This window comes from Exiguobacterium sp. s57 (assembly GCF_018617685.1).
GTDB lineage: Bacteria > Bacillota > Bacilli > Exiguobacteriales > Exiguobacteriaceae > Exiguobacterium > Exiguobacterium marinum.
The window spans coordinates 355,531-375,627 of sequence record NZ_JACSKR010000002.1 but is presented as its reverse complement, the minus strand read 5'-3'; the positions used below and the strand labels follow the sequence as shown (position 1 = coordinate 375,627).

At 48.6% G+C, this 20,097-nt stretch carries 19 protein-coding genes, 8 tRNA genes, 2 rRNA genes and 1 riboswitch; of the genes, 25 read left to right on the top strand and 4 right to left on the bottom strand.

Features of this window, described 5'->3' with window-relative positions:
- The 23 genes from KNO98_RS08385 to KNO98_RS08280 form a co-directional block, all read left to right on the top strand.
- A 23S ribosomal RNA gene (locus KNO98_RS08385) occupies nucleotides 1-84 on the top strand; the annotation flags it as partial.
- A gap of 95 nt (nucleotides 85-179) precedes the next feature.
- Nucleotides 180-296 (top strand): 5S ribosomal RNA (gene rrf / locus KNO98_RS08380).
- An 8-nt stretch (nucleotides 297-304) separates the two neighbouring features.
- A tRNA-Asn gene (locus KNO98_RS08375) sits at nucleotides 305-379 on the top strand.
- Nucleotides 380-384: 5 nt separating this feature from the next.
- A tRNA-Glu gene (locus tag KNO98_RS08370) sits at nucleotides 385-459 on the top strand.
- Nucleotides 460-463: 4 nt separating this feature from the next.
- Nucleotides 464-539, top strand: a tRNA-Val gene (locus KNO98_RS08365).
- 31 nt (nucleotides 540-570) lie between these two features.
- Nucleotides 571-643, top strand: a tRNA-Thr gene (locus KNO98_RS08360).
- A gap of 6 nt (nucleotides 644-649) precedes the next feature.
- Nucleotides 650-733 (top strand) — tRNA-Tyr (locus KNO98_RS08355).
- A gap of 5 nt (nucleotides 734-738) precedes the next feature.
- Nucleotides 739-814: transfer RNA gene (locus KNO98_RS08350), tRNA-Lys, on the top strand.
- A gap of 6 nt (nucleotides 815-820) precedes the next feature.
- Nucleotides 821-895: transfer RNA gene (locus KNO98_RS08345), tRNA-Gly, on the top strand.
- Nucleotides 896-912: 17 nt separating this feature from the next.
- A tRNA-Ala gene (locus KNO98_RS08340) sits at nucleotides 913-988 on the top strand.
- Between the two features lie 201 nt (nucleotides 989-1,189).
- Complete coding sequence (gene rocF, locus KNO98_RS08335; RefSeq protein ID WP_034770785.1) at nucleotides 1,190-2,092, top strand: arginase; 903 nt, start codon at nucleotides 1,190-1,192, stop codon at nucleotides 2,090-2,092.
- 130 nt (nucleotides 2,093-2,222) lie between these two features.
- Nucleotides 2,223-2,798, top strand: a complete 576-nt coding sequence (sigW, locus tag KNO98_RS08330) for an RNA polymerase sigma factor SigW (RefSeq protein WP_012727640.1) — start codon at nucleotides 2,223-2,225, stop codon at nucleotides 2,796-2,798.
- Nucleotides 2,795-3,430, top strand: coding sequence for a hypothetical protein (locus KNO98_RS08325; protein WP_026824855.1), 636 nt, complete (start codon nucleotides 2,795-2,797; stop codon nucleotides 3,428-3,430). The genes sigW and KNO98_RS08325 overlap by 4 nt, the downstream gene beginning before the upstream one ends.
- A 126-nt stretch (nucleotides 3,431-3,556) precedes the next feature.
- Complete coding sequence (gene cdaA, locus KNO98_RS08320) at nucleotides 3,557-4,417, top strand: diadenylate cyclase CdaA (protein WP_026824856.1); 861 nt, start codon at nucleotides 3,557-3,559, stop codon at nucleotides 4,415-4,417.
- Complete coding sequence (locus KNO98_RS08315) at nucleotides 4,418-5,698, top strand: CdaR family protein (protein ID WP_026824857.1); 1,281 nt, start codon at nucleotides 4,418-4,420, stop codon at nucleotides 5,696-5,698. It abuts the gene before it with no gap.
- Between the two features lie 36 nt (nucleotides 5,699-5,734).
- Nucleotides 5,735-7,093 (top strand): phosphoglucosamine mutase, encoded by a 1,359-nt coding sequence (glmM, locus tag KNO98_RS08310; protein ID WP_214700454.1) that lies wholly within the window; start codon nucleotides 5,735-5,737, stop codon nucleotides 7,091-7,093.
- A 359-nt stretch (nucleotides 7,094-7,452) separates the two neighbouring features.
- On the top strand, nucleotides 7,453-9,249 hold the full coding sequence (gene glmS / locus KNO98_RS08305) for a glutamine--fructose-6-phosphate transaminase (isomerizing) (protein WP_214700452.1): 1,797 nt from the start codon (nucleotides 7,453-7,455) through the stop codon (nucleotides 9,247-9,249).
- 172 nt (nucleotides 9,250-9,421) lie between these two features.
- Nucleotides 9,422-9,589: a hypothetical protein gene (locus KNO98_RS14705; RefSeq protein ID WP_251129993.1), complete on the top strand. Its 168-nt coding sequence runs from the start codon at nucleotides 9,422-9,424 to the stop codon at nucleotides 9,587-9,589.
- 20 nt (nucleotides 9,590-9,609) lie between these two features.
- A complete protein-coding gene (locus KNO98_RS08300) occupies nucleotides 9,610-10,107 on the top strand; it encodes a DUF975 family protein (protein ID WP_251129992.1) in 498 nt (165 codons plus the stop codon).
- 69 nt (nucleotides 10,108-10,176) lie between these two features.
- On the top strand, nucleotides 10,177-11,133 hold the full coding sequence (locus KNO98_RS08295) for an NAD(P)/FAD-dependent oxidoreductase (protein ID WP_026824860.1): 957 nt from the start codon (nucleotides 10,177-10,179) through the stop codon (nucleotides 11,131-11,133).
- Between the two features lie 84 nt (nucleotides 11,134-11,217).
- A complete protein-coding gene (locus KNO98_RS08290) occupies nucleotides 11,218-11,661 on the top strand; it encodes a MarR family winged helix-turn-helix transcriptional regulator (protein ID WP_034770791.1) in 444 nt (147 codons plus the stop codon).
- Between the two features lie 3 nt (nucleotides 11,662-11,664).
- Nucleotides 11,665-14,319 (top strand): MMPL family transporter, encoded by a 2,655-nt coding sequence (locus KNO98_RS08285; protein WP_214700450.1) that lies wholly within the window; start codon nucleotides 11,665-11,667, stop codon nucleotides 14,317-14,319.
- A 103-nt stretch (nucleotides 14,320-14,422) separates the two neighbouring features.
- The gene (locus KNO98_RS08280) at nucleotides 14,423-14,707 is read left to right on the top strand and encodes a putative quinol monooxygenase (protein ID WP_026824863.1); all 285 of its coding nucleotides are present in this window, start codon (nucleotides 14,423-14,425) and stop codon (nucleotides 14,705-14,707) included.
- 104 nt (nucleotides 14,708-14,811) lie between these two features.
- On the opposite strand, the gene KNO98_RS08275 is transcribed toward KNO98_RS08280, so the two are convergent.
- Nucleotides 14,812-16,629 carry an LTA synthase family protein gene (locus tag KNO98_RS08275; protein ID WP_214700449.1) on the bottom strand — a complete coding sequence of 606 codons (1,818 nt, stop codon included), beginning with the start codon at nucleotides 16,627-16,629 and terminating at the stop codon, nucleotides 14,812-14,814.
- An 87-nt stretch (nucleotides 16,630-16,716) separates the two neighbouring features.
- Nucleotides 16,717-17,115: a VOC family protein gene (locus tag KNO98_RS08270; RefSeq protein WP_214700448.1), complete on the bottom strand. Its 399-nt coding sequence runs from the start codon at nucleotides 17,113-17,115 to the stop codon at nucleotides 16,717-16,719.
- A 210-nt stretch (nucleotides 17,116-17,325) separates the two neighbouring features.
- On the opposite strand from KNO98_RS08270, the gene KNO98_RS08265 reads away from it, so the two are divergent.
- Entirely contained in the window at nucleotides 17,326-17,802 is a 477-nt protein-coding gene (locus KNO98_RS08265; protein WP_214700447.1) for a GNAT family N-acetyltransferase, read from the top strand.
- Here the strand turns inward: KNO98_RS08265 and KNO98_RS08260 are convergent.
- Nucleotides 17,797-18,060 carry a hypothetical protein gene (locus tag KNO98_RS08260; protein WP_214700446.1) on the bottom strand — a complete coding sequence of 88 codons (264 nt, stop codon included), beginning with the start codon at nucleotides 18,058-18,060 and terminating at the stop codon, nucleotides 17,797-17,799. The genes KNO98_RS08265 and KNO98_RS08260 overlap by 6 nt on opposite strands.
- Before the next feature lie 60 nt (nucleotides 18,061-18,120).
- Nucleotides 18,121-18,606 carry an energy coupling factor transporter S component ThiW gene (thiW, locus tag KNO98_RS08255; RefSeq protein ID WP_214700445.1) on the bottom strand — a complete coding sequence of 162 codons (486 nt, stop codon included), beginning with the start codon at nucleotides 18,604-18,606 and terminating at the stop codon, nucleotides 18,121-18,123.
- A 66-nt stretch (nucleotides 18,607-18,672) separates the two neighbouring features.
- A riboswitch (TPP riboswitch) is annotated at nucleotides 18,673-18,771 on the bottom strand.
- Nucleotides 18,772-18,892: 121 nt separating this feature from the next.
- Here thiW and tnpB point away from each other — a divergent pair.
- Nucleotides 18,893-20,065: an IS200/IS605 family element RNA-guided endonuclease TnpB gene (gene tnpB, locus KNO98_RS08250; RefSeq protein ID WP_214700443.1), complete on the top strand. Its 1,173-nt coding sequence runs from the start codon at nucleotides 18,893-18,895 to the stop codon at nucleotides 20,063-20,065.
- The last annotated feature ends 32 nt before the right edge of the window (nucleotides 20,066-20,097 follow it).

Below are 20,097 nucleotides of genomic sequence, written 5' to 3'. Positions count from 1 at the left end.
GAGACGATGAGGTAGATAGGTCATGGGTGGAAGCGTGGTGACACGTGGAGCTGAATGATACTAATCGGTCGAGGCTTTGATCTAGTCTAATGGTTTGTGTTGATGAATCCTCAGTTTTCAGGGAACAAGCCCTAAAACAATATTGACATGCGTATGACGCGGTGTTAATATTCATTTTGTCTGGTGGCGATAGCGAGACGGCCACACCTGTTCCCATGCCGAACACAGAAGTTAAGCGTCTCAGCGCCGAAAGTAGTTGGGGGATCTCCCCCTGTGAGGATAGGACGTTGCCAGGCAAGATCGTTCCGCAATAGCTCAGTGGTAGAGCAACCGGCTGTTAACCGGTAGGTCGTAGGTTCAAATCCTACTTGCGGAGCCAATTTAGGCCCGTTGGTCAAGCGGTTAAGACACCGCCCTTTCACGGCGGTAACACGGGTTCGAATCCCGTACGGGTCACCAATATGGAGGATTAGCTCAGCTGGGAGAGCACCTGCCTTACAAGCAGGGGGTCGGCGGTTCGATCCCGTCATCCTCCACCATCTTTATTTATTAATTCAAACCTATATATATGCCGGTGTAGCTCAGTTGGTAGAGCATCTGACTTGTAATCAGAGGGTCGAGGGTTCGAATCCTTTCGCCGGCACTCCTCGGGGGGGTAGCGAAGTGGCTAAACGCGGCGGACTGTAAATCCGCTCCTTCGGGTTCGGCGGTTCGAATCCGCCCCCCCCCACCAGGTTTGAGCCATTAGCTCAGTTGGTAGAGCATCTGACTTTTAATCAGAGGGTCGCAGGTTCGAGCCCTGCATGGCTCACCATTTTTTGCGGAAGTAGTTCAGTGGTAGAATACGACCTTGCCAAGGTCGGGGTCGCGGGTTCGAATCCCGTCTTCCGCTCCATATTCTTACCCATTCATGGGGCCTTAGCTCAGCTGGGAGAGCGCCTGCCTTGCACGCAGGAGGTCAGCGGTTCGATCCCGCTAGGCTCCACCATATGTTTTTTTCTTAAGTTATTGATGACTTAAGTTTTTTTTTGCCTAAAACCATGAACCATTCACTTGAGAGTACAGAGAAAGGCAGCCTGCCACCATTCAGGCTGCCTTTTTGCATGTTTATTCATAATAGTGCCGAGTTGAACCAAATGAATGATAGCGTTTACAATTTAACTATCAAGCGTATAAAGGGGGAATGGCGATGCAATGGTCATATATTCATGTACCACTTCGTTATGGTCAGGGGAAACTTGGGGTCGATCAAGGACCGATGAAGTTGAACGAACTAGGGATGGAGAAACTTCTTCCAACAGGGACGGTTAAACAAACGATACGCGTGTTACCGGAATCTGAAATTCGTGAAAATGAAGAACATTTGAAGCGGGTAGATGGTGTATTGCACACTGTTACGGAATTGGCAGAAGTGATAGATAGCGAAATTAGAGCGAATCGATTCCCATTGATCGTTGGGGGCGATCATAGTATGGCAATCGGCACACTCGCAGGACTAGCAAAAACGGGACCATTTGGTGTCATTTGGGTAGATGCCCACGCTGACTTGAATACGGGGGATACCTCACCATCTGGTAATATTCATGGAATGCCACTTGCTGCAGCTATGGGGATGGGGGATATACGTCTGACAGAAGTAGGTGGGCGTGATTCGAAGTTATCGCCAAATCATTTGGTGTATATTGCCCTTCGTGATATCGATGAAGGAGAAATAAACGAAATCAATCGACTCGGTATAAAAGTCATTACCGTAGAAGAAGTTCGTACGCGTGGGGTCGATGTGATCATGCAAGAGGCGCTCAGCTATCTTCGTGAACGAGTAGACCGTTTTTATATCAGTTTTGATATGGACAGTCTCGATGCGTCACTCGTTCCGGGTACAGGAACACCGGTTGATGGTGGTCTAACAGAAGTCGAGGCCAAAGCGATTTTAAAAGAAGCGATGCAGGCAGAAGATTTGATTGCCGTAGAGCTCGTCGAATTGAATCCGGCATTAGACCGGGACGACATGACGGCTCAATTGGCCTACCGTCTGTGTGAAACGATTATAAAATCTAAAGAAAACCTGTTATTGGAAGGCGAAACCGTCTGATTTCCTTACAGTTTCCAAACCCGTTTGCTACAATGGGGGTGGAAACTTTTTTTACTTTAATGAAACTAATTCAACTGGTGAGACGTATATAGAAATGACCGCATGTGTTGCGGAGAGGGGAAGTGGATTGATGGAACGGCTGACCACCCGTTTGGTTGACGAATTGAGGGCGGGGAATCACGATTCGTTTGCCGAGCTGGTAGAACTATACAAGGATGGCGTCTTTGCAATCGCCTATAAAATTTTGTATGATCGTGGCGAAGCGGAAGACGCTGCCCAAGAAGCATTCATACGTGCATATACACGAATTGATACGTATGATGCGCAATACAAGTTCAAAACATGGCTCTATCGAATTACGACGAACGTTGCCATCGATCGATTGAGGAAACGGAAACCGGAGTATTCAATGGATGCAGAAATTGCGGGTACAGACGGTTTGACTTATCAAGACCACTTAGCTGATGAAGCACCTCAACCCGATGCCCAAGTGGTTCATCGCGAAATTCGAAGTGAGATGCATGAAGCCATCAAACAACTTCCGGACAAATACCGCATTCCCTTACTATTAAAATATGTGGATGATTTGTCGCTAAAAGAAATTAGCGTGATGATTGACATGCCGGTCGCAACAGTTAAAACAAGGATCTTCCGGGGAAGAGAAATGTTAAAAACAATCTTTCAAAATAGGGAGGGGTTCAATTGACTCCTGAAGAAAAAGTACAACAATATTTGGAAGATGGCGTTTTGCCCGAAGAATCTGACGAATTGCGTCAATTGTTAGAAGACGATGAATTATATGAGTCTTATCTACAATATGAACGAATCGACGCAGAACTGAAAGCATTGCCTCGTCCAAAGTTATCAGCGGATTTTACGACCCGTGTGATGGCCGCTATACCTGAAACACCGGTGCAAAAAGGGCCTGACACGGTTGTGTCGTTATCCAAATCTGTGCGCAAAGAGCGTAAGCCACATTCAAAACAAATGATTTGGTTACAGCGCCACCCAGGTTTGATTGCCGCAGTCCTATTCTTTAGTTTGATGTCTAGTGCGACACTTGGATTATGGAGTAGTGCTTCGGAGACGATGACGTATACAAAAGTACCAGGTGTCGTCGTATCAGAGAATGAAGTGATTGTGCCAGCGGGTGTTACTGTCGAGAAAGACATTACCGTCCAAGGTGGCGATTTACGGATTGAAGGTACCGTCCAAGGTGACGCGACAGCTGTCAATGGTCGTGCGTATTTAGCAAGTGCCGGGCAAGTGACAGGTGAACTTGAACAAATCGATCAGATGTTCGAGTGGATCTGGTATTCCATGAAACAACTTTTCTAAAGACGCTTCCGGCGTCTTTTTTCGTTTCAATCTCGTTTCGTTTTGGTGTGACGCAATGCGTATATACAAAAATGATGATATAATGGAATTTGCACGATTTAGCTAGGTAGTTGAGGAGGGGAGCATTTGCCGCTACTTGAACAAGTATCATATTTCTCATTTTTAAATCTTTCAGAAAACGTACATTGGTACGATTATTTGAACGATGTTTTAGATATCGTCGTCGTCACGTATGTCATTTATAAGTTAATGATGATTGTACGTGGGACAAAAGCAGTCCAATTAATTAAAGGGATCTCCATCATTCTAGTCAGTTGGTTCTTGAGTGGTTTCTTCGGGTTGAAGACGCTCCAGTTCTTGCTAAATCAGGTGATCACATACGGTCTTCTCGGAATTATCATCATCTTCCAGCCTGAATTGAGACGTGGTCTTGAGCACCTCGGTCGGACGAGCAACTTATTCGGGCGTACAGGAACAAGTGATGAAGAGCAACAACGCCAAATGATTGAAGCCATCGTCAGTTCTGCGCAATATATGTCAAAGCGGCGGATTGGTGCGTTGATTGCGATTGAACGAGATACGGGATTAAACGAGTATGTGGAGACGGGCATTCGTATGGATTCGCATATTACTTCCCAATTAATTATTAACTTATTCATTCCAAACACACCACTCCATGATGGTGCGATGATTATTCAAGATGGAAAGATTGCGGCAGCAGCCTGCTATTTGCCGCTCTCGGAAAGTCCACACATCGATAAGGCCCTCGGGACACGACACCGGGCAGCCATTGGGGTCAGTGAAGTGACAGATAGCGTCACTCTCACCGTGTCAGAAGAAACAGGAGCTGTCTCTCTCGCGATCGCAGGACGCTTATATCGAGAGTTAGATGAAGAAGCGCTTCGTAATAAATTAATTCAAGAACTCGTCATCGAAGAAAAAGAGGCGACCCTCTCGTTCTTCGGCAAAAAAGGAGGGGATAAGTAAGTGATTGATCAGTGGTTACAACATAAGTGGTTTCTCCGCTTCATCGCACTTGCTTTAGCCGTCCTTTTATACTTAATGGTCGCTGAGACCAGTTCCTCGAACAACGCTTCTAGCGCTTTGCCGATTGTTGGACAAAGTTCCATGACGCTCGATGTACCGGTCGAAGTATTTTTTGATGAGGTGCAGTATGTCGCATACAACGTGCCTGAGGAGATGGGTGTTGAGCTTCAAGGTCCCTCAAGTAGTTTAACGATGACCAAACTGGTGAAAGATTATCAAGTGTTTGTCGATTTGACCAACCTTGGAACCGGATTTCATCGCGTCCCAGTCGAGGCACGAGGTTTCGGTGGAGACGTCAATGTCAAATTGGATCGAGAGACAGTTGAAATTTACATTGATCGGAAGCAAACGATTGAAGTTCCGGTGTCTGTGAACCTGTTGAATAAAGATCAATTACCGGAAGGGAAAGTGGCTGGCGATGTTGAAATCGAACCGTCGACTATCAAAGTCACAGGCGGTGCGAGTCGCATTCAAAATGTCAAAGAAATCACGTTAAATGTGGATGTCTCGAATCAAAATCAGACATTCACTCGTGAGATTCCACCGACTATTTTAGATGCGAACGGGAATCCGTTGAATGTGTCGGTCGACCCGAATATCATCAATGTGACTGTCCCGATTTACAATGAGAGTGTGATGATTCCGATTGAGGTCGTCACGAGCGGAGAAGTGTCGGACGACTTCAGGTTAGTAGATACATTACTAGGTGAAACAGAAGTTCGTGTCTTTGGATCAAAAGAGGTGCTCGATAAACTCGATCGAGTCGAGACAGAGCCGATTGAACTGGATGATTTGAAGAAGTCTGAGAAAGTAAATGTTACTCTCCGTCTCCCTGAAGGAGCCACGTCACTCGACAAAAGAGAAGTAGAAGTTCAAGTGCTGATTCGTCCGAGTGATGAGACGAAAGATGACACGAGCGAATTGACAGAGCGGATTCGGTTGACTGTTCCAGTGAACGTACGGGGGTACGACCGAACCAATTATACGATTCAAACGCAAGATGTGGTCAGTGTCACTCTGTCCGGAAAGCGGTCCCTTCTCGAGACCATTTCATCGAACAGTGTTAACGTGACATTGGATTTGACAGGATTACCAGGTGGGACACACGCGGTAGATGTCGATTACGAAGTACCAAAAGGCGTGACGGTTGTCTCGCCGAAGACGATTGATGTTCAACTGACGAGCGTCGATGAAGAAACAGAAACATCTTCCATTCAATAAAGATGTTCAATCATACAAAAGTGAGGATTTAATCTAATGGGTAAATATTTTGGAACAGACGGAGTTCGCGGTGTCGCGAACTCTGAGTTAACTGCGGAATTAGCATATCGTTTAGGCCGTGCTGGTGGCTATGTGTTGTCGAAACATTTGCCAGAAGGCGAACAACCAAAAGTATTGATTGGTCGTGACACACGCATCTCAGGACATATGCTTGAAGGTGCATTGATTGCCGGACTTCTCTCAATCGGTGCAGAAGTGATGCGTCTTGGTGTCATCTCAACACCTGGAGTTGCGTACTTAACAAAATCGCTAGATGCGACAGCCGGTGTCATGATTTCGGCATCGCACAACCCGGTAGCCGACAACGGAATCAAATTCTTCGGTAGCGATGGTTTTAAATTAGATGATGCGACTGAGCAAGAAATCGAAGATATTTTAGACGCTACGGAAGATACGCTCCCACGACCGACTGGGAAAGATCTCGGTTTCGTGTCGGACTATTATGAAGGGGCACAAAAATACCTTCAAATGTTGAAACAAACCGTTGAAGAAGACTTCGATGGCCTTCACATTGCGCTCGACTGTGCACATGGGGCAACGAGTGGGCTCGCAGCACGTCTCTTCGCTGACCTTGAAGCGAACGTATCCACAATCGGAAACTCGCCGAACGGTCTAAACATCAATGAAGGTGTCGGCTCGACACATCCTGAGCACTTAGCAGAGTTCGTCCGTGAAAAAGGAGCGGACATGGGCCTTGCCTTTGATGGTGACGGGGACCGTTTGATTGCGATTGACGAGAACGGTGAAATCGTCGATGGAGACAAAATTATGTATATTTGCGGGAAATACTTGAGTGAAAAAGGGCGTCTCAAAGACAACACGATTGTCGCGACGGTCATGAGTAACCTCGGGTTCCATAAAGCTGTTGAAGAAGCGGGCATGACAGCGCTCCAGACAGCAGTCGGTGACCGTTATGTCGTTGAAGAGATGAAAAAACACCAGTACACACTCGGTGGCGAACAATCGGGTCACTTGATTTTCCTCGATCACTCGACAACAGGTGACGGGATGTTATCGGGCGTCCAGTTGGCAGAAATCGTGAAGTCGACGGGCCGCAAACTCTCTGAATTGGCGGCTGAGATGCCTGTTTATCCGCAAAAACTCGTAAATATTCGTGTGACGAATAAAAACGATGCGATGAACGGAGAGCGTGTCTTGGCAACGATTCAAGAAGCGGAAGCAGAAATGGGCGGAAACGGTCGAATTCTCGTCCGTGCATCGGGAACAGAGCCTCTCGTTCGTGTGATGGCGGAAGCACCGACAGCGGAAGAATGCGACCGTTATGTTGAACGAATCGCGCAAGTTGTTCGCGAAGATTACGGTTTAGAAGGATAAAATTCTCAAAAGCGGGAATAACACAAGGGAATCCAATATTGGATTCCCTTTTTGTTTCCGTTTTGTCATCGAGAAAACAGCGGATTTTCTTGACGAATGGGGGTGTGATTTGTACTATTAAGAGCGTGACCTTGGAAACGGAAGGACACAAGAGTACGAACAAGCGCCAGAACTCTGCGGAGTTGACGAGGTTGGAGGTTATCGAGATTTCGGCGGATGCCTCCTCGTCGCCTGTCACGACGAGAAGCATACTTTTAAAACGCCCGGGTGACCGGACGGACAAAGAAGTGTGTGTTGACAGCTCTTAGAAAAAGCCCGTTTCCTTTTTCGAGAAATCGAAGAATAGAGGAGATTTATTTATGTGTGGAATTGTAGGAATGATTGGGAATACCGGAGCGAAGGAAGTCCTTCTCAAAGGTCTTGAAAAACTCGAGTACCGTGGCTATGACTCGGCAGGTCTTGCGTTGATGCATGATAATGTCAACGTTCACAAAGAAGTCGGTCGCATTGCTGCGCTACGCGAAATCATCCCAGCAGAAGTAGACGGCACGATTGGAATCGGCCACACACGTTGGGCGACACACGGGGTACCGAGTGTACCGAACGCCCACCCGCACCAGAGCACGACAGGACGCTTCACGCTCGTGCATAACGGCGTAATCGAAAATGACGAGCTCATCAAGAAGACGCTTGATGTCCCGTTCCTCTCAGAAACAGACACGGAAGTCATCGTCTTGCTCATGGAGAAACACTTCGTCGAGCTCGGCGATGTCGAGGCGGCGTTCCGCAAGACGCTAGCTGACCTCCACGGTTCGTACGCAATCGCGATGATCGACTCAGAGGACAAAGAGCGCCTCTATATCGGAAAGAACAAGTCACCGCTCCTCGTCGGACTCGGGGACGGCACGTTCAACGTCGTCGCATCGGACGCGATGGCGATGCTCCAGGTGACGGACCAGTATCTCGAGCTCCACGACGGCGAGATCGTCATCCTCACACGTGAGTCGGCGACGATCAAGACGCTCGACGGCGACGTGCTCGAACGCAAACCATATACGGCCGAGATTGATGCGTCAGACATCGAGAAGGGTACGTATGCGCACTACATGTTGAAGGAGATGGACGAGCAACCGGCCGTCATCCGTAATATCATCCAACATTACCAGAACGAGAACGGTGACATCGAACTCACGGAAGGCGTGCGCGAGCTCGTCTCGGAAGCAGACCGTGTCTATATCGTCGCATGTGGTACGAGTTACCACGCTGGTCTTGTCGGGAAGCAATTGATCGAGCGCGTTGCAGGTGTACCGACTGAAGTACACGTCGCCTCAGAATTCGGTTACAACATGCCACTTTTGACAGAGAAGCCACTCTTCCTCTTCATCTCACAATCAGGTGAGACAGCGGACAGCCGTGCCGTCCTCGTCGAAGTGAAAAAGCTTGGCCATAAAGCGCTCACGTTGACAAACGTCGCAGGATCGACACTCTCGCGTGAAGCGAACGAGACGATGCTCCTCCATGCAGGACCAGAGATCGCGGTCGCGTCGACGAAAGCATACACGGCACAAATCGCCGTCCTTGCGATTCTCGCGTACGACATCGCTCGTGCGAACGGGAAGAAACTCCCGTTTGATCTCATGCAAGAGCTCGCACTCGTTGCGACAACGATGGACTCGATCATGGCACAAAAAGAAATTTTTGAAGAGCTGGCGGACAAGTTCTTGAAAGAATCACGTAACGCGTTCTTCCTTGGACGTGGAGTGGATTCATATGTCGGTCTCGAAGGCGCATTGAAGCTCAAAGAGATCTCATATATCCAAGCAGAGGGATACCCAGGTGGGGAACTGAAGCACGGTCCAATCGCCTTGATTGAAGACGGCACACCGGTCATCACGCTCGTGTCTCAACCGAACACACACCTCAACATCCGTGGAAACATCAAAGAAGTTGTGGCGCGTGGTGCCATCGCATGTACGATTTCAATGGAAGGTATGGAACACGAGAACGACGCATTCGTTCTTCCACGTGTTGAACCGCTTCTCACGCCACTCGTGACGGTTCTTCCGCTTCAACTCATCTCGTACTATGCGGCACTTGCCCGCGACTGTGATGTCGACAAGCCACGTAACTTGGCGAAGTCTGTAACGGTTGAATAATATTTAAGACCAAAACCTTTCGGGGTTTTGGTCTTTTTTGTTGCGGTGAGTGAACGAACCTTCTAGCAATGAGCAATCTAACAAGTAGATGAAGCACTTAGCGGCACCACGCGGTGAAACGATTTCATGCTCTGTTGCGTATATACAATTAATCAAAAGGGGGATTTGAAACATGATTCAAACATGGACAGAGCGCACACATGAAGCAATCAATGGAAAACGCAGCTTACTGCTAGCTTGGTCGTTTCTTTGTGCTGTTATTTTAGAGTTTAGCGCAATACTCGACCCGACATTGTATGGAGCGGAAGCCGATTCGTACAGGCGATTGTATTTCTTTTAAGTACGATTGTTTTATCTTTCATGCTGTACCCACTCATCATCGGATATCACTGGGTCATCCTTTCAATCGTTCGCGGACAAGACGTGCAGTTTCGTGATGTATTTCGACCGATGAAAGAACGATTTGGTAAGAATGTGACTGCTGTTATCTTACTAGCTATCTTCCAGACGCTATGGACACTTCTGTTCATTGTCCCAGGAATCATGAAGTACTTCTCCTATGCGTTCACTTATTTTATTTTACGGGATGAGCCGGAGCTGTCAGTCATGGATTCAATCACGAAGTCGCGCACATTGATGCGTGGTCAGAAATGGGAGGCATTCAAATTGATTTTGCCGTTCATCCCGATTTACGTGACCGGCTTCACGTTGTTCGTGGTCGTCGATTCTGTATTACTTTCTGCGTTATCCCTTTCTATAGCGACGATTTTAGTCCGGCCATTTGTCGTTGCGCGCTTCGCTGTCATGTATGAAGACTCGCGTCGGGCTTACGATGAACAGTGGAACAAGCCAGCTTGAAGCATATCAAGCAGAGGTTGAGTTAAATGAACGTGCTACAATCTTCATGAAGAGAAAGGGGAATGCGGAATGAAGATTGGAATTATCGGGGCCGGTCTGAGCGGGATCGTCGCAGCGCGTGAACTCGTGCGTCGAGGTCATACTGTTGAACTGATTGAAAAGAGCCGAAGCGTCGGGGGACGTTTGGCAACGCGTCGAATCGGTGACGGGCGGGCGGACCACGGAGCGGTATATTTCACGGTACGTGGAGATGCGCTCGAACGAGAGGTGCAGTCGTGGATGAGTGCGAACTGGGTGCGTGTCTGGTATGCCGATCCTTATCCTCGTTACGTCGCGATTGGCGGTATGAATGCACTCGCGAAGCGGCTGGCCGAAGGTTTGATCGTACAATTGAATGAACGGGTAGAGAACGTTCAGGTGGAAGAAGACGGAACCGTCACGATTAAGACAGACGTGACGACACGTTCATACGATCGAGTCGTGATGACTGCACCACTTCCGCAGTCATTCGAATTACTCGGAAGTTTGGTCGACCAGATCGAGCCCTCACTCCAGCGACTCGTGTATGCGCCGACGTTCGTCGGTCTCTTTGAATGCACAGGTGATGTACAGATCGGGACAGATGGGATTCTCGATCAAGACCTGGTACCCGGTGTATTAAAAATTATCAATAATCGGCAAAAAGGAATCTCTGGGACATCACTCGTTAGTGTCTATATGGAAGAGACGTGGAGTGAAGACTGGTTTGAACACCCGGAAACGGAGACGCTCATAGAGGTTGAACGATTGGTGCGTGAGGAGGTTGGTGACATCGGCATCCAAACACGACAATTGAAACGTTGGCGTTACGCGCAAGCGAAGGACGTGTGGCATGAACCGTTTTATCAAGTAAGCCATCATCCGATCTATTTAGCAGGGGATGTCTTCCTTGAGTCCGATGACCCATCTGGACGAACGCGATTCGAAAGCGCCTATCTGTCTGGGTTACGTGTGGCAGAAGCGATCGAAAAAAATATGGATCGATAAGGAAATTCCTTATCGGTCTTTTTATTTGACGTCACTTAGTTTAGGGCATAAACTATAATCATCTAGTTTAGGGGGTAAACTATAATGAAAGCATTGATGCGTGAAGCGGTGCAGTTGTTTGAAGAAGTGATGTTCCACGGGACAGAACATGTCATCGAAGCGATGGAAGGCGATGTATGGCGAGACTATTCTCGTGAACAAATACAGTTGTTGAAGCTACTCGATCAATTTGGACCAACTCCTGCTGGGCAATTGGCACAAAAACAAGGCGTTCATAAAAGCGCGGTCTCGAATCGGCTCAAAAAGCTCGTAGAAAAAGAACTCGTCACGAGTCGACGAGGACAAGATCAGCGCGAACGATTGATTGAATTGACCCCAGGAGGAAAACGGCTCGTCGAAGAAGTAGACGGTGCCGTCTATCGATATGTGGAATCCCTCATCGATGGAGAAGTAGACGAAATTGAAATTGAGCAGTTTGTTCGGACGTTCCGAAAAATAAAACAATTGCTCCGAATCGGGGAGGAATAACACGTGCATAAAATCATTCAATGGCGTTGGGGAATCTTCATATCCCTCATCGTATTGACGGCAGCATTATTTGTCGCAGCACCTAACTTAACGAAACAAGCAGAAGAGGCAGGGAGTTTCCAACTTGCGGACGACATGGACTCACAACGCGCACAAGCGATTTTAGATGAAGCCGGAAAGAGTGACAAGACCATCTCGCTCGTCTACGAGTTCGAGTCGATTGGTGAGACAGAGCGAACAGATGTCGCGCGTGTCATCGAAGAACTTAAACAAAACGAAACGGTCGTGACCGATGTTCTCGACCCGTTCGAAAACGAGGAGACAGAGGCACAGCTTGTCTCAGAAGACGGACGCATCGTCCTCGTCCCAATCACGGTAGAAGGTACGACGGAAGAAATCAATGCGTTTGCCGATGATGTCCGTGAAAACGTGCTTCCGCAAGAGGAAACAGTATATATCACAGGGGAAGAAATCATTAACAATGATGTGAACCTAAGTGCACAGGAAGGATTGAAAAAGACAGAAATCATCACAGTCGTGTTGATTTTTGGATTACTTCTTCTCGTCTTCCGTTCCATCGTGACCCCGTTTATCCCGCTTATCGCGGTCGGCTTCACGTATCTATTAAGTCAATCCTTTGTCGCGTTCTTCGTGGATTGGTTTGGGTTCCCGGTATCCAACTACACACAAATCTTCCTTGTCGCCATCTTGTTCGGGATTGGGACAGACTATTGTATTCTACTTCTTAGCCGTTACAAAGAGGAGCTGAGTGAGGGGCGTGCCATCGAAGACGCAATCGTCAATACGTACAAGACGGCAGGACGGACGGTCTTGATTAGTGGGCTCGCGGTATTCGTCGGTTTCGCTGCCATCGGATTTGCAGATTTTCCGATCTTTAAATCAGCTGTCGCCGTTGCGGTCGGGATTGCGGTGTTGCTGCTGATTCTCTTCACGGTCGTCCCGTTCTTTATGGCGACGCTCAAACAGCGACTGTTTTGGCCGTCGAAAAAGGCGAGCGAACATCATGACAGCAAGCTCTGGGCTGGATTGAGTCGATTGTCAGTCAATCGCCCGTTCGTATCGATTTTGGTCGTTGGATTGATTACGGTGCCGGTCCTATTCACGTATGACGATGCCCGTTCGTTCAATACGGTCGATGAGATTGGAGACGGGTACGATTCGGTTCGTGGACTGAATTTGATTTCTGAAGGGTTTGGTCAAGGGGAATCTCTTCCGGTACAGGTCATTTTGAAACAAGATCAAGCCATTACAGAATCAGAAGTCCCATACATTGAAATGTTCGCAAGCGAACTTGAAAAAGTTGATGGGGTGAGCGGTGTTCGTGCGCTCACACGTCCGACTGGTGAAGTGATCGACGATTTTTATGTGGACACGCAACTCGGCGAAGTCAGTGAAGGCTTGACTGAAGCACAGAGGGGTCTCGGTGATGTCCAAACTGGATTAGATGAGATTGAGCAGGGGCTAAACGCGGTCGTCGGACAATTGCCAAGTGGTTCAGCCAATGCTGGGGCGCCACTTGCAGAAGCAGCAGCTGGGTTGAATCAGTTAAATGGTCAACTTGGTCTCATTGGACAAGGATTGACAGCGACTCAAAACATCCCGGCCGCAGTCGGACAGCTCGGCCAAGTGTCAGCAGGGCTCACACAAATCGAGTCAGGAATCAACGAAGCAGCGTCCGCATTGAATGCACAAGGTTCTCAGGTTGGTGAACTCAGCACCGGATTGGGACAACTTGCCACAGGCGTTGGCGAAGCGAACGACGGGCTAGGGCAAATTGAGTCTGGTCTCGGCGAAGCCGTTTCGTTCTTACAACAGTTGAGTGAAGCAGATGCGCTTCGGGAGACAGGCGTATATCTTCCGGAAGGGACACTCACATCGGATGAGTTCTCACCTGCCATCGAACGCTATGTCTTCGATGAAGGAATGGCGACTCAGCTCGAGGTCGTCTTAGAGATGGACCCGTATTCGCCAGAAGCGATTGATACCGTCGAGACAATCAAAGAGACAATGAATCGTGCCGTGACGGGGACACCGTATGCGGATGCGACCATCGGATATGCCGGTATCTCGAGCATCAATAGCGATTTAAATGAAACATCGACGAATGATTTCAATCGAACGGTAGCGATCATGCTGGTGACATTGTTCATCGTCTTGACAGCACTGTTCCGCTCGATGATCATGCCACTCTATATGATTGCTTCGCTTCTCTTGACGTACTATACGTCAGCGGCGATCACAGAGCTGATCTTTGTAGAAGGACTTGGCTATGACGGGATTAGCTGGGCCGTTCCGTTCTTTGGCTTCGTCATGTTGATTGCCCTTGGGATTGACTACTCCATCTTCCTGTTAGATCGATTCCGGGAAGAGACGATCAATGGGAAGGCGGTCCGTGAGGCGCTCATCTATTCGATGACGAAGATGGGTACCGTCATTATGACTGCCGCGGTCATCCTCGCCGGGACGTTCGGCGCGATGATTCCGTCAGGTGTGCTCAGTCTCGTCCAGATTGCGACGATTGTCATCACCGGGTTATTATTATACGGGTTGATTGTGTTACCACTTTTAATTCCAGCCATTACGATTTCGTTTGGCGATGGTGTCTGGTGGCCGTTCCGGTCAAAGAAAAAGTCATAAGCAGAAACGGATGTCTCGTATGATGAGATATCCGTTTTTTGGGATAGATTGCGGTAGATTCGGGAACAGAAAGTCAGGTCCATTATCTAAGGAGGAATACTGTATGGAAATCGTCATTACCGCAATCTTGAAAGCCCATCCCGGAAAAGAAGAGGCGTTACGTGATGCGTTGAACCGTGTGATTCCACCGTCACGAGCGGAAGAAGGGTGTCTCGCGTACGTTCTTCACGAGGCAATTGATGCGCCAGGTACGTTTGTCTTCTATGAAAAGTACGAGGATGAAAATGCACTCAATCACCATATCCATTCGTCGCACTATCAGGCGTATCGTGATGAAGCCGGAGAGCTTCTCGCTGTACGTGAGGTCTATCGGCTACATGAAGTCTGATTCTGATTGTGTGTGGAATTGAACTGGTCGTACAAGCGTGTCTACCAAGTTGCGTAGCACTTAGGAAAGAAGCCTCTCGAGACATATCTCGGGAGGCTTTTCGATTACGGATTGATTTGTGAGAGGGCATCTTTCTCGATGATGGTATCCGAGAGACGGAGCTGGTTGGTCGCGCGGTCGATATATGGGCTGCATCGATCAAAGACGACCGGTTCTTCTGTCTCGACGGAATAGCACGTGCCATTCCCTGCTCGTTCGGTCAAGTCTGGTTCGTAATAAATATCTTCGTATCGGAAGGCACCCGTCCGAAAGACGGTCAGATTCGGCGTATCATTCAATAAGGAGTCGCCGAGCATATACGCTGGGGAGATTCCAAGCAAATCGAGAATCGTCGGCGCGATATCAATTTGTCCACCGCTCGCCTCCATGACTTCTCCTGTCGTCAATCCGGGTGGTTTGATGAAGAGAGGGACAGCACGGTCGAGTTGAAACGCGTCAACCGCCGAGTCCACTTCTTCGATGGTAGCCATTTCTTCTCCAGGTGCCGTCAGACCGCTATCGTGGTCACCATACATGACGAGAAGCGTCTCATCCCACAGCCCATCTTGTTTCAATCGATCGATGAACTGACCGACTGCGGCATCGACGAAATGAACGGTATGATAATAGTTTTCGAGAAGGGGGTCATCGATATCAGATAGGTCCAACCGCTTCTCGTCTTCCGGGATATCGTACGGTGTATGACTCGTTAAAGCGACTAAAAATGCGTAAAATGGTTCATCCAACTCTTCCATAAATCCGACCGACGTATTTAAGAATTCCTGGTCGTTGAGTGCCATCCCGATGATTCCTTGATCGGGATAGTCTTTGTCGCTAAAGAAATGATTGAACCCGATGTTGTCGTAAAAATCATCCCGATTCCAAAAGTCTTTACGGAATGAGTGCATGGCTGCTGTATCATAGCCTGCCTCGTTCAATGATTGAGAGAGCGCGCTGAACTTATTTCCCGGGAAACGCGTGTAGACGGAACCAGATTTGACAGGATAGAGTGACATGTTGACGATGAACTCTGCATCGGACGTCCGTCCCTCATGTGTCTGATGATACACGTTCGGGAAGTAAAGCATGTCACGTCGCAATCGGTTCAAATTCGGGGTCAGTTCCTGTCCATTAATCTGTTGATCGATGACGGATGTTTGAAATGATTCGAGTTGTAAGACGATGACGTTCGTATCCTGACTCGGGGCACTTAATTCTTGATAAGAAAGTGCTTGGATTTGAGAACGCTCCTCGTCTGTCAAAGCTTCGTTCCAGCCCATGGCACGTTCAACGCCTCGGGCGACATCCATCGCGTGATATCCCCAAAAACCAAGATGATAGTATTCGCGCATATTCGAGATCGGGTCGTCTGCAATCCATTTTTCCCCACGCTGATAACTGAGCGTGAGCGGGATCGTGAAAAGAAGAAATCCAAGTGTGAAGCCGGCAATCGCTAACCGTCTTCCGTTCCGCTTCACTTCACGGACAGGATGACGTTTCATATAACGCAAAATCAAACCGTAGATGATGAGGTCGATAAAGAAGAACGCATCGATTGGGCGGATGAGCGTCAAAAAGCCACCCCCGACATCTCCCATCTGCCCGATGTCGGATAGTAAAGCGACGGATAATAAGTCTTCAAAATAGCGATAGTACCAGACGTCTGAGACGAGCAGGGTACTATGCAGGAACAGAGAAACGTATAAAATCCATCGGCGGATCGGATATGACACGGTGAGTGCCCAACTCGTCAGGAGCAAAATCGTCGCCAAGTTGATGAGAAAGAACGAAAAGTCGAACGCCGTCGCGGTCAACCAGCTAAAAAAGAAGAGCTTTGCCAGGGAGAGTGACAAGTAGCTCCAATAATCGAGATATTTGATCATGAACAACACATCCTTTTCATATCCATTCCCGATGAGACGAGTGCGGGAAACGTGAAGATGTGTTCAACAAAAAAGAGGCACAGGGCCTCAGTTAATCAGAAACGTATCGCGCAGTTCGATGATGGTTCCTTCCGGTGCTTTCAATTTACTTAAATGACCGTCGACGACGAAATAGATGTTGCCACCGTGCTTCGGTAAAAACGTGACGCCGAGCTGTTCGAGTCGTGCAACTTCCACTTCGAGGTCATCTACATAGAGGGCGAAATGAACGGGACCGGCCGCAAGTTTCGAGTAATCTTGTAACGTTTCATCCGTTTTAGCAGTCTGGAGCTCGATATAAAAATCCCCGAGCTTGAGCCAACTGTTGAAGTCACGCGTATGGAAGTTTCGCGACTCTTGGACGAGTTCAAAACCGAGTGCTTCGTAAAATGTCTTGGACGCAAGATAGTCAGGCGTTTGGATACAGATATGATGGATTTGTTTCATTAGGATGATTCCTCTCATTCAATTTTGGTGAAGTGTACGATATGGCCTAGTCAAATACTAAGCGGATGAAGCTATGATGTGAAAAAGACGACAACTTCCCATTCATTTTAGTGTACCGAACGCGTGCTTTTGAAGATACGGGGTAAGAAACTTTTTACGGAAGAAATCGTATGGAAGAGAGAAAAGGATAGAAATCAATGAGGTGAAAGCATGAAAGGAAATGAAATCACGATTCAACCGATTGATGCAGTCAATCGAGAAGCAGTCATCGCTCTGACAGTGGACGAGAAACAGTCCCGATTCATCGAGACAAATGCCGAGTCGCTTCAAGAGATGGCTGAGGATACGAAATATAATTGGCAGAGCTATGCATTCTATGACGGTGAGCGACCGGTTGGCTTCATGATGGTCGGAGCAGAAAACCAGACAGAACGGTATGTGTGGCTCGATCGTTTCATGATGGATCAAAACGAACAGGGGAAAGGCGTTGGAACGAAGTGCCTACGCATGGCGGTGGACTGGATTCAGACAAAATATGATGTCGATGATATCATCCTGAGCCTCCATCAAGAGAATGAAGCTGCGAAACGATTTTATGCGAAGAACGGCTTTGTCGACAGCGGCTTAATTGATGAATGGAATGGTGAAGCGATTTGGGTCTATCATACAAAAAACCGACCGTCATGAGTCGGTCGGATTCTCGGCTGGACTTGTTGTTTTTGTAGCATTCATGCCCATCGAAAAGAGAACGATAGCTGCAAAGAAGAATAGGGTAACGAACCAGTTTTGGAGAAACGGATCGACAAACGTCGGTTTTTCCAACCAACTCCCGGTTGAGATTTCGGCGTACCAACGTATGTAGAGTGCGATGCGTTCGAGTGTGTATAAGAGTCCGGACAAAAACAACAACATACCACCCGCTACAAGTTGATTGAAACGAGACATAAAACCCCTCCTCTATAGATGTTGTATATAGTTTACCATTTCCATCCAATTGAGGGGCTTTTATTTGAGTATACTCGGTCGCAACTGTTTGACGCGTGACAAGACGAGCCAACCGAGAAGCGCGCCGGTCAAACTAGAGGCCAGGAACGCCGGGACGAAGAAGAAAGCACCGAACGTCGAGCCCATCAACAGTTTCGCGTACGGGACGGCAATCAACGAAGCGATAACCCCAGTCCCGATGATTTCTCCGAGAGCGGCAGCATAGACGCGATTCGTACGAACGAAGAAAATGCCGGCAAGAAACGCGCCAATCATGCCACCAGGGAATGCGAGCAGTGATCCTGTGCCGGTCATGACGCGAATAAGTCCGGTGACGAAAGCGACGAGAACGGCTCCGATTGGACCGACAGTAACTGCGGCGATCACGTTCACCATATGCTGAATCGGATAAGCACGGGCAACACCTGTGGGAATCGAGATGAACATCGAACCGACGACGGCGATGGCGACGAGCATCGCCATCCAAGTGAGTTGTTGAATACGCATGAATAGTCTCCTTTCAAAATAAAAACGCCACGTTTCCAGACGGAAAAATGGCGTGGATATACAGAGACGTATCCCAAGCCACTTCCCTACGCTGGTATGAGCCAGATCAGGTTCAAAGGGTCCGGCAAATGCCGTCTCAGCCCGAAGGCTCCCCTAGTGGTCGTTTATTAAAATTAGGCGAGAATACTCCCACTTCTAAACGTTAAGGACAGGGCTTACGTGAAAGTGGGAGATGAATCGCCAGCCTGTCTTTCGGGTATAATTCCACCAAGGAGGTGAACGTCATATGGTGAAGCACAAGGGTTACAAGTTTCGGATCTATCTGACGAAGGAACAGGAAATTCTGATCACCAAGACGATCGGCTGTTCCCGGTTCGTGTTCAACCACTTCCTGGCGAAATGGGATGAAAGCTACAGACTGACAGGGAAAGGATTGTCCTACGGTTCTTGTTCGAAAGAAATCCCTCTCTTGAAACAAGAGTTCGAGTGGCTGAAGGAGGTCGATAGCACGTCTGTCCAAACGAGCGTCAGACACCTGGCCGATGCGTTTGACCGTTTCTTCAAGAAGCAGAACGAGCGACCTCGTTTCAAGTCGAAACGAAACCCAGTCCAATCCTACAAGACGAACATCCAAGGCAATTCCCAGCTCCCCGAGGTCTCGATCGTCGGGCATCGACTCAAACTCCCGAAGCTGAAATGGGTGCGTTTCGCCAAATCGAGACAGGTCGAGGGTCGCATCCTGAGCGCCACGATCCGACGCACGGCTTCGGGCAAATATTTCGTCTCCCTTCTCGTAGAGCGGGAAATCGGTGAACTGCCGAAGACCGGTTCATCGGTTGGCGTCGACGTCGGGCTGAAGAACTTTGCCGTTCTATCGGACGGCACATTGTACAAGAACGACCGTTATTTCCGTACGCTCGAGAAGAAGCTGGTAAGGGAGCAGCGCAAGTTGTCCCGTCGCCAGCGCATCGCCCTGAACAAGAAGGTGAGACTCTCCGAGGCGAAGAACTACCAGAAGCAGAAGCGGAAAGTCGCCCGCATCCATGAGAAAATCGCCAACAAACGCGCCGACTTCCTGCACAAGGTGTCGACCGAGATCGTCAAAAACCACGACGTCATCGGCATCGAGACCCTGCAGGTGAAGAATATGCAGAAGAACCGCAAGTTGAGCAAGTCAATCTCCGAGGTCAGCTGGTCGGCGTTCTTCCGCATGCTCGAGTATAAGGCCGACTGGTACGGGAAGACCGTCGTGAAGGTCGGGAAGACCTTCGCCTCGAGCCAAGCGTGCTCGGGTTGCGGCCATCAACACAAAGACGTGAAGCATCTCGCATTGCGTGAATGGACATGCCCGAACTGCGGGGTCCACCACGACCGTGATGTGAACGCAGGACTGAACCTCAGACAAGAAGCCGAGCGCCTGTTGGCTTCTTCAACCGTCGGGACGACGGGGCTAGCCTGATCACGTTTCTCTCGTTAGAGAGGATAACTCAG

What these genes read in the sequence shown, in the direction of transcription:
- glmM (WP_214700454.1), top strand. Translation starts at nt 5,735, where the DNA reads ATGGGTAAATATTTTGGAACAGACGGAGTTCGCGGTGTCGCGAACTCT.
- sigW (WP_012727640.1), top strand. Translation starts at nt 2,223, where the DNA reads ATGGAACGGCTGACCACCCGTTTGGTTGACGAATTGAGGGCGGGGAAT.
- KNO98_RS08275 (WP_214700449.1), bottom strand. Translation starts at nt 16,629, where the DNA reads ATGATCAAATATCTCGATTATTGGAGCTACTTGTCACTCTCCCTGGCA.
- tnpB (WP_214700443.1), top strand. Translation starts at nt 18,893, where the DNA reads ATGGTGAAGCACAAGGGTTACAAGTTTCGGATCTATCTGACGAAGGAA.
- KNO98_RS08260 (WP_214700446.1), bottom strand. Translation starts at nt 18,060, where the DNA reads ATGTCTCGTTTCAATCAACTTGTAGCGGGTGGTATGTTGTTGTTTTTG.
- KNO98_RS08295 (WP_026824860.1), top strand. Translation starts at nt 10,177, where the DNA reads ATGAAGATTGGAATTATCGGGGCCGGTCTGAGCGGGATCGTCGCAGCG.
- KNO98_RS08300 (WP_251129992.1), top strand. Translation starts at nt 9,610, where the DNA reads ATGCTGTACCCACTCATCATCGGATATCACTGGGTCATCCTTTCAATC.
- KNO98_RS08290 (WP_034770791.1), top strand. Translation starts at nt 11,218, where the DNA reads ATGAAAGCATTGATGCGTGAAGCGGTGCAGTTGTTTGAAGAAGTGATG.
- KNO98_RS08280 (WP_026824863.1), top strand. Translation starts at nt 14,423, where the DNA reads ATGGAAATCGTCATTACCGCAATCTTGAAAGCCCATCCCGGAAAAGAA.
- thiW (WP_214700445.1), bottom strand. Translation starts at nt 18,606, where the DNA reads ATGCGTATTCAACAACTCACTTGGATGGCGATGCTCGTCGCCATCGCC.
- glmS (WP_214700452.1), top strand. Translation starts at nt 7,453, where the DNA reads ATGTGTGGAATTGTAGGAATGATTGGGAATACCGGAGCGAAGGAAGTC.
- KNO98_RS14705 (WP_251129993.1), top strand. Translation starts at nt 9,422, where the DNA reads ATGATTCAAACATGGACAGAGCGCACACATGAAGCAATCAATGGAAAA.
- rocF (WP_034770785.1), top strand. Translation starts at nt 1,190, where the DNA reads ATGCAATGGTCATATATTCATGTACCACTTCGTTATGGTCAGGGGAAA.
- KNO98_RS08265 (WP_214700447.1), top strand. Translation starts at nt 17,326, where the DNA reads ATGAAAGGAAATGAAATCACGATTCAACCGATTGATGCAGTCAATCGA.
- KNO98_RS08270 (WP_214700448.1), bottom strand. Translation starts at nt 17,115, where the DNA reads ATGAAACAAATCCATCATATCTGTATCCAAACGCCTGACTATCTTGCG.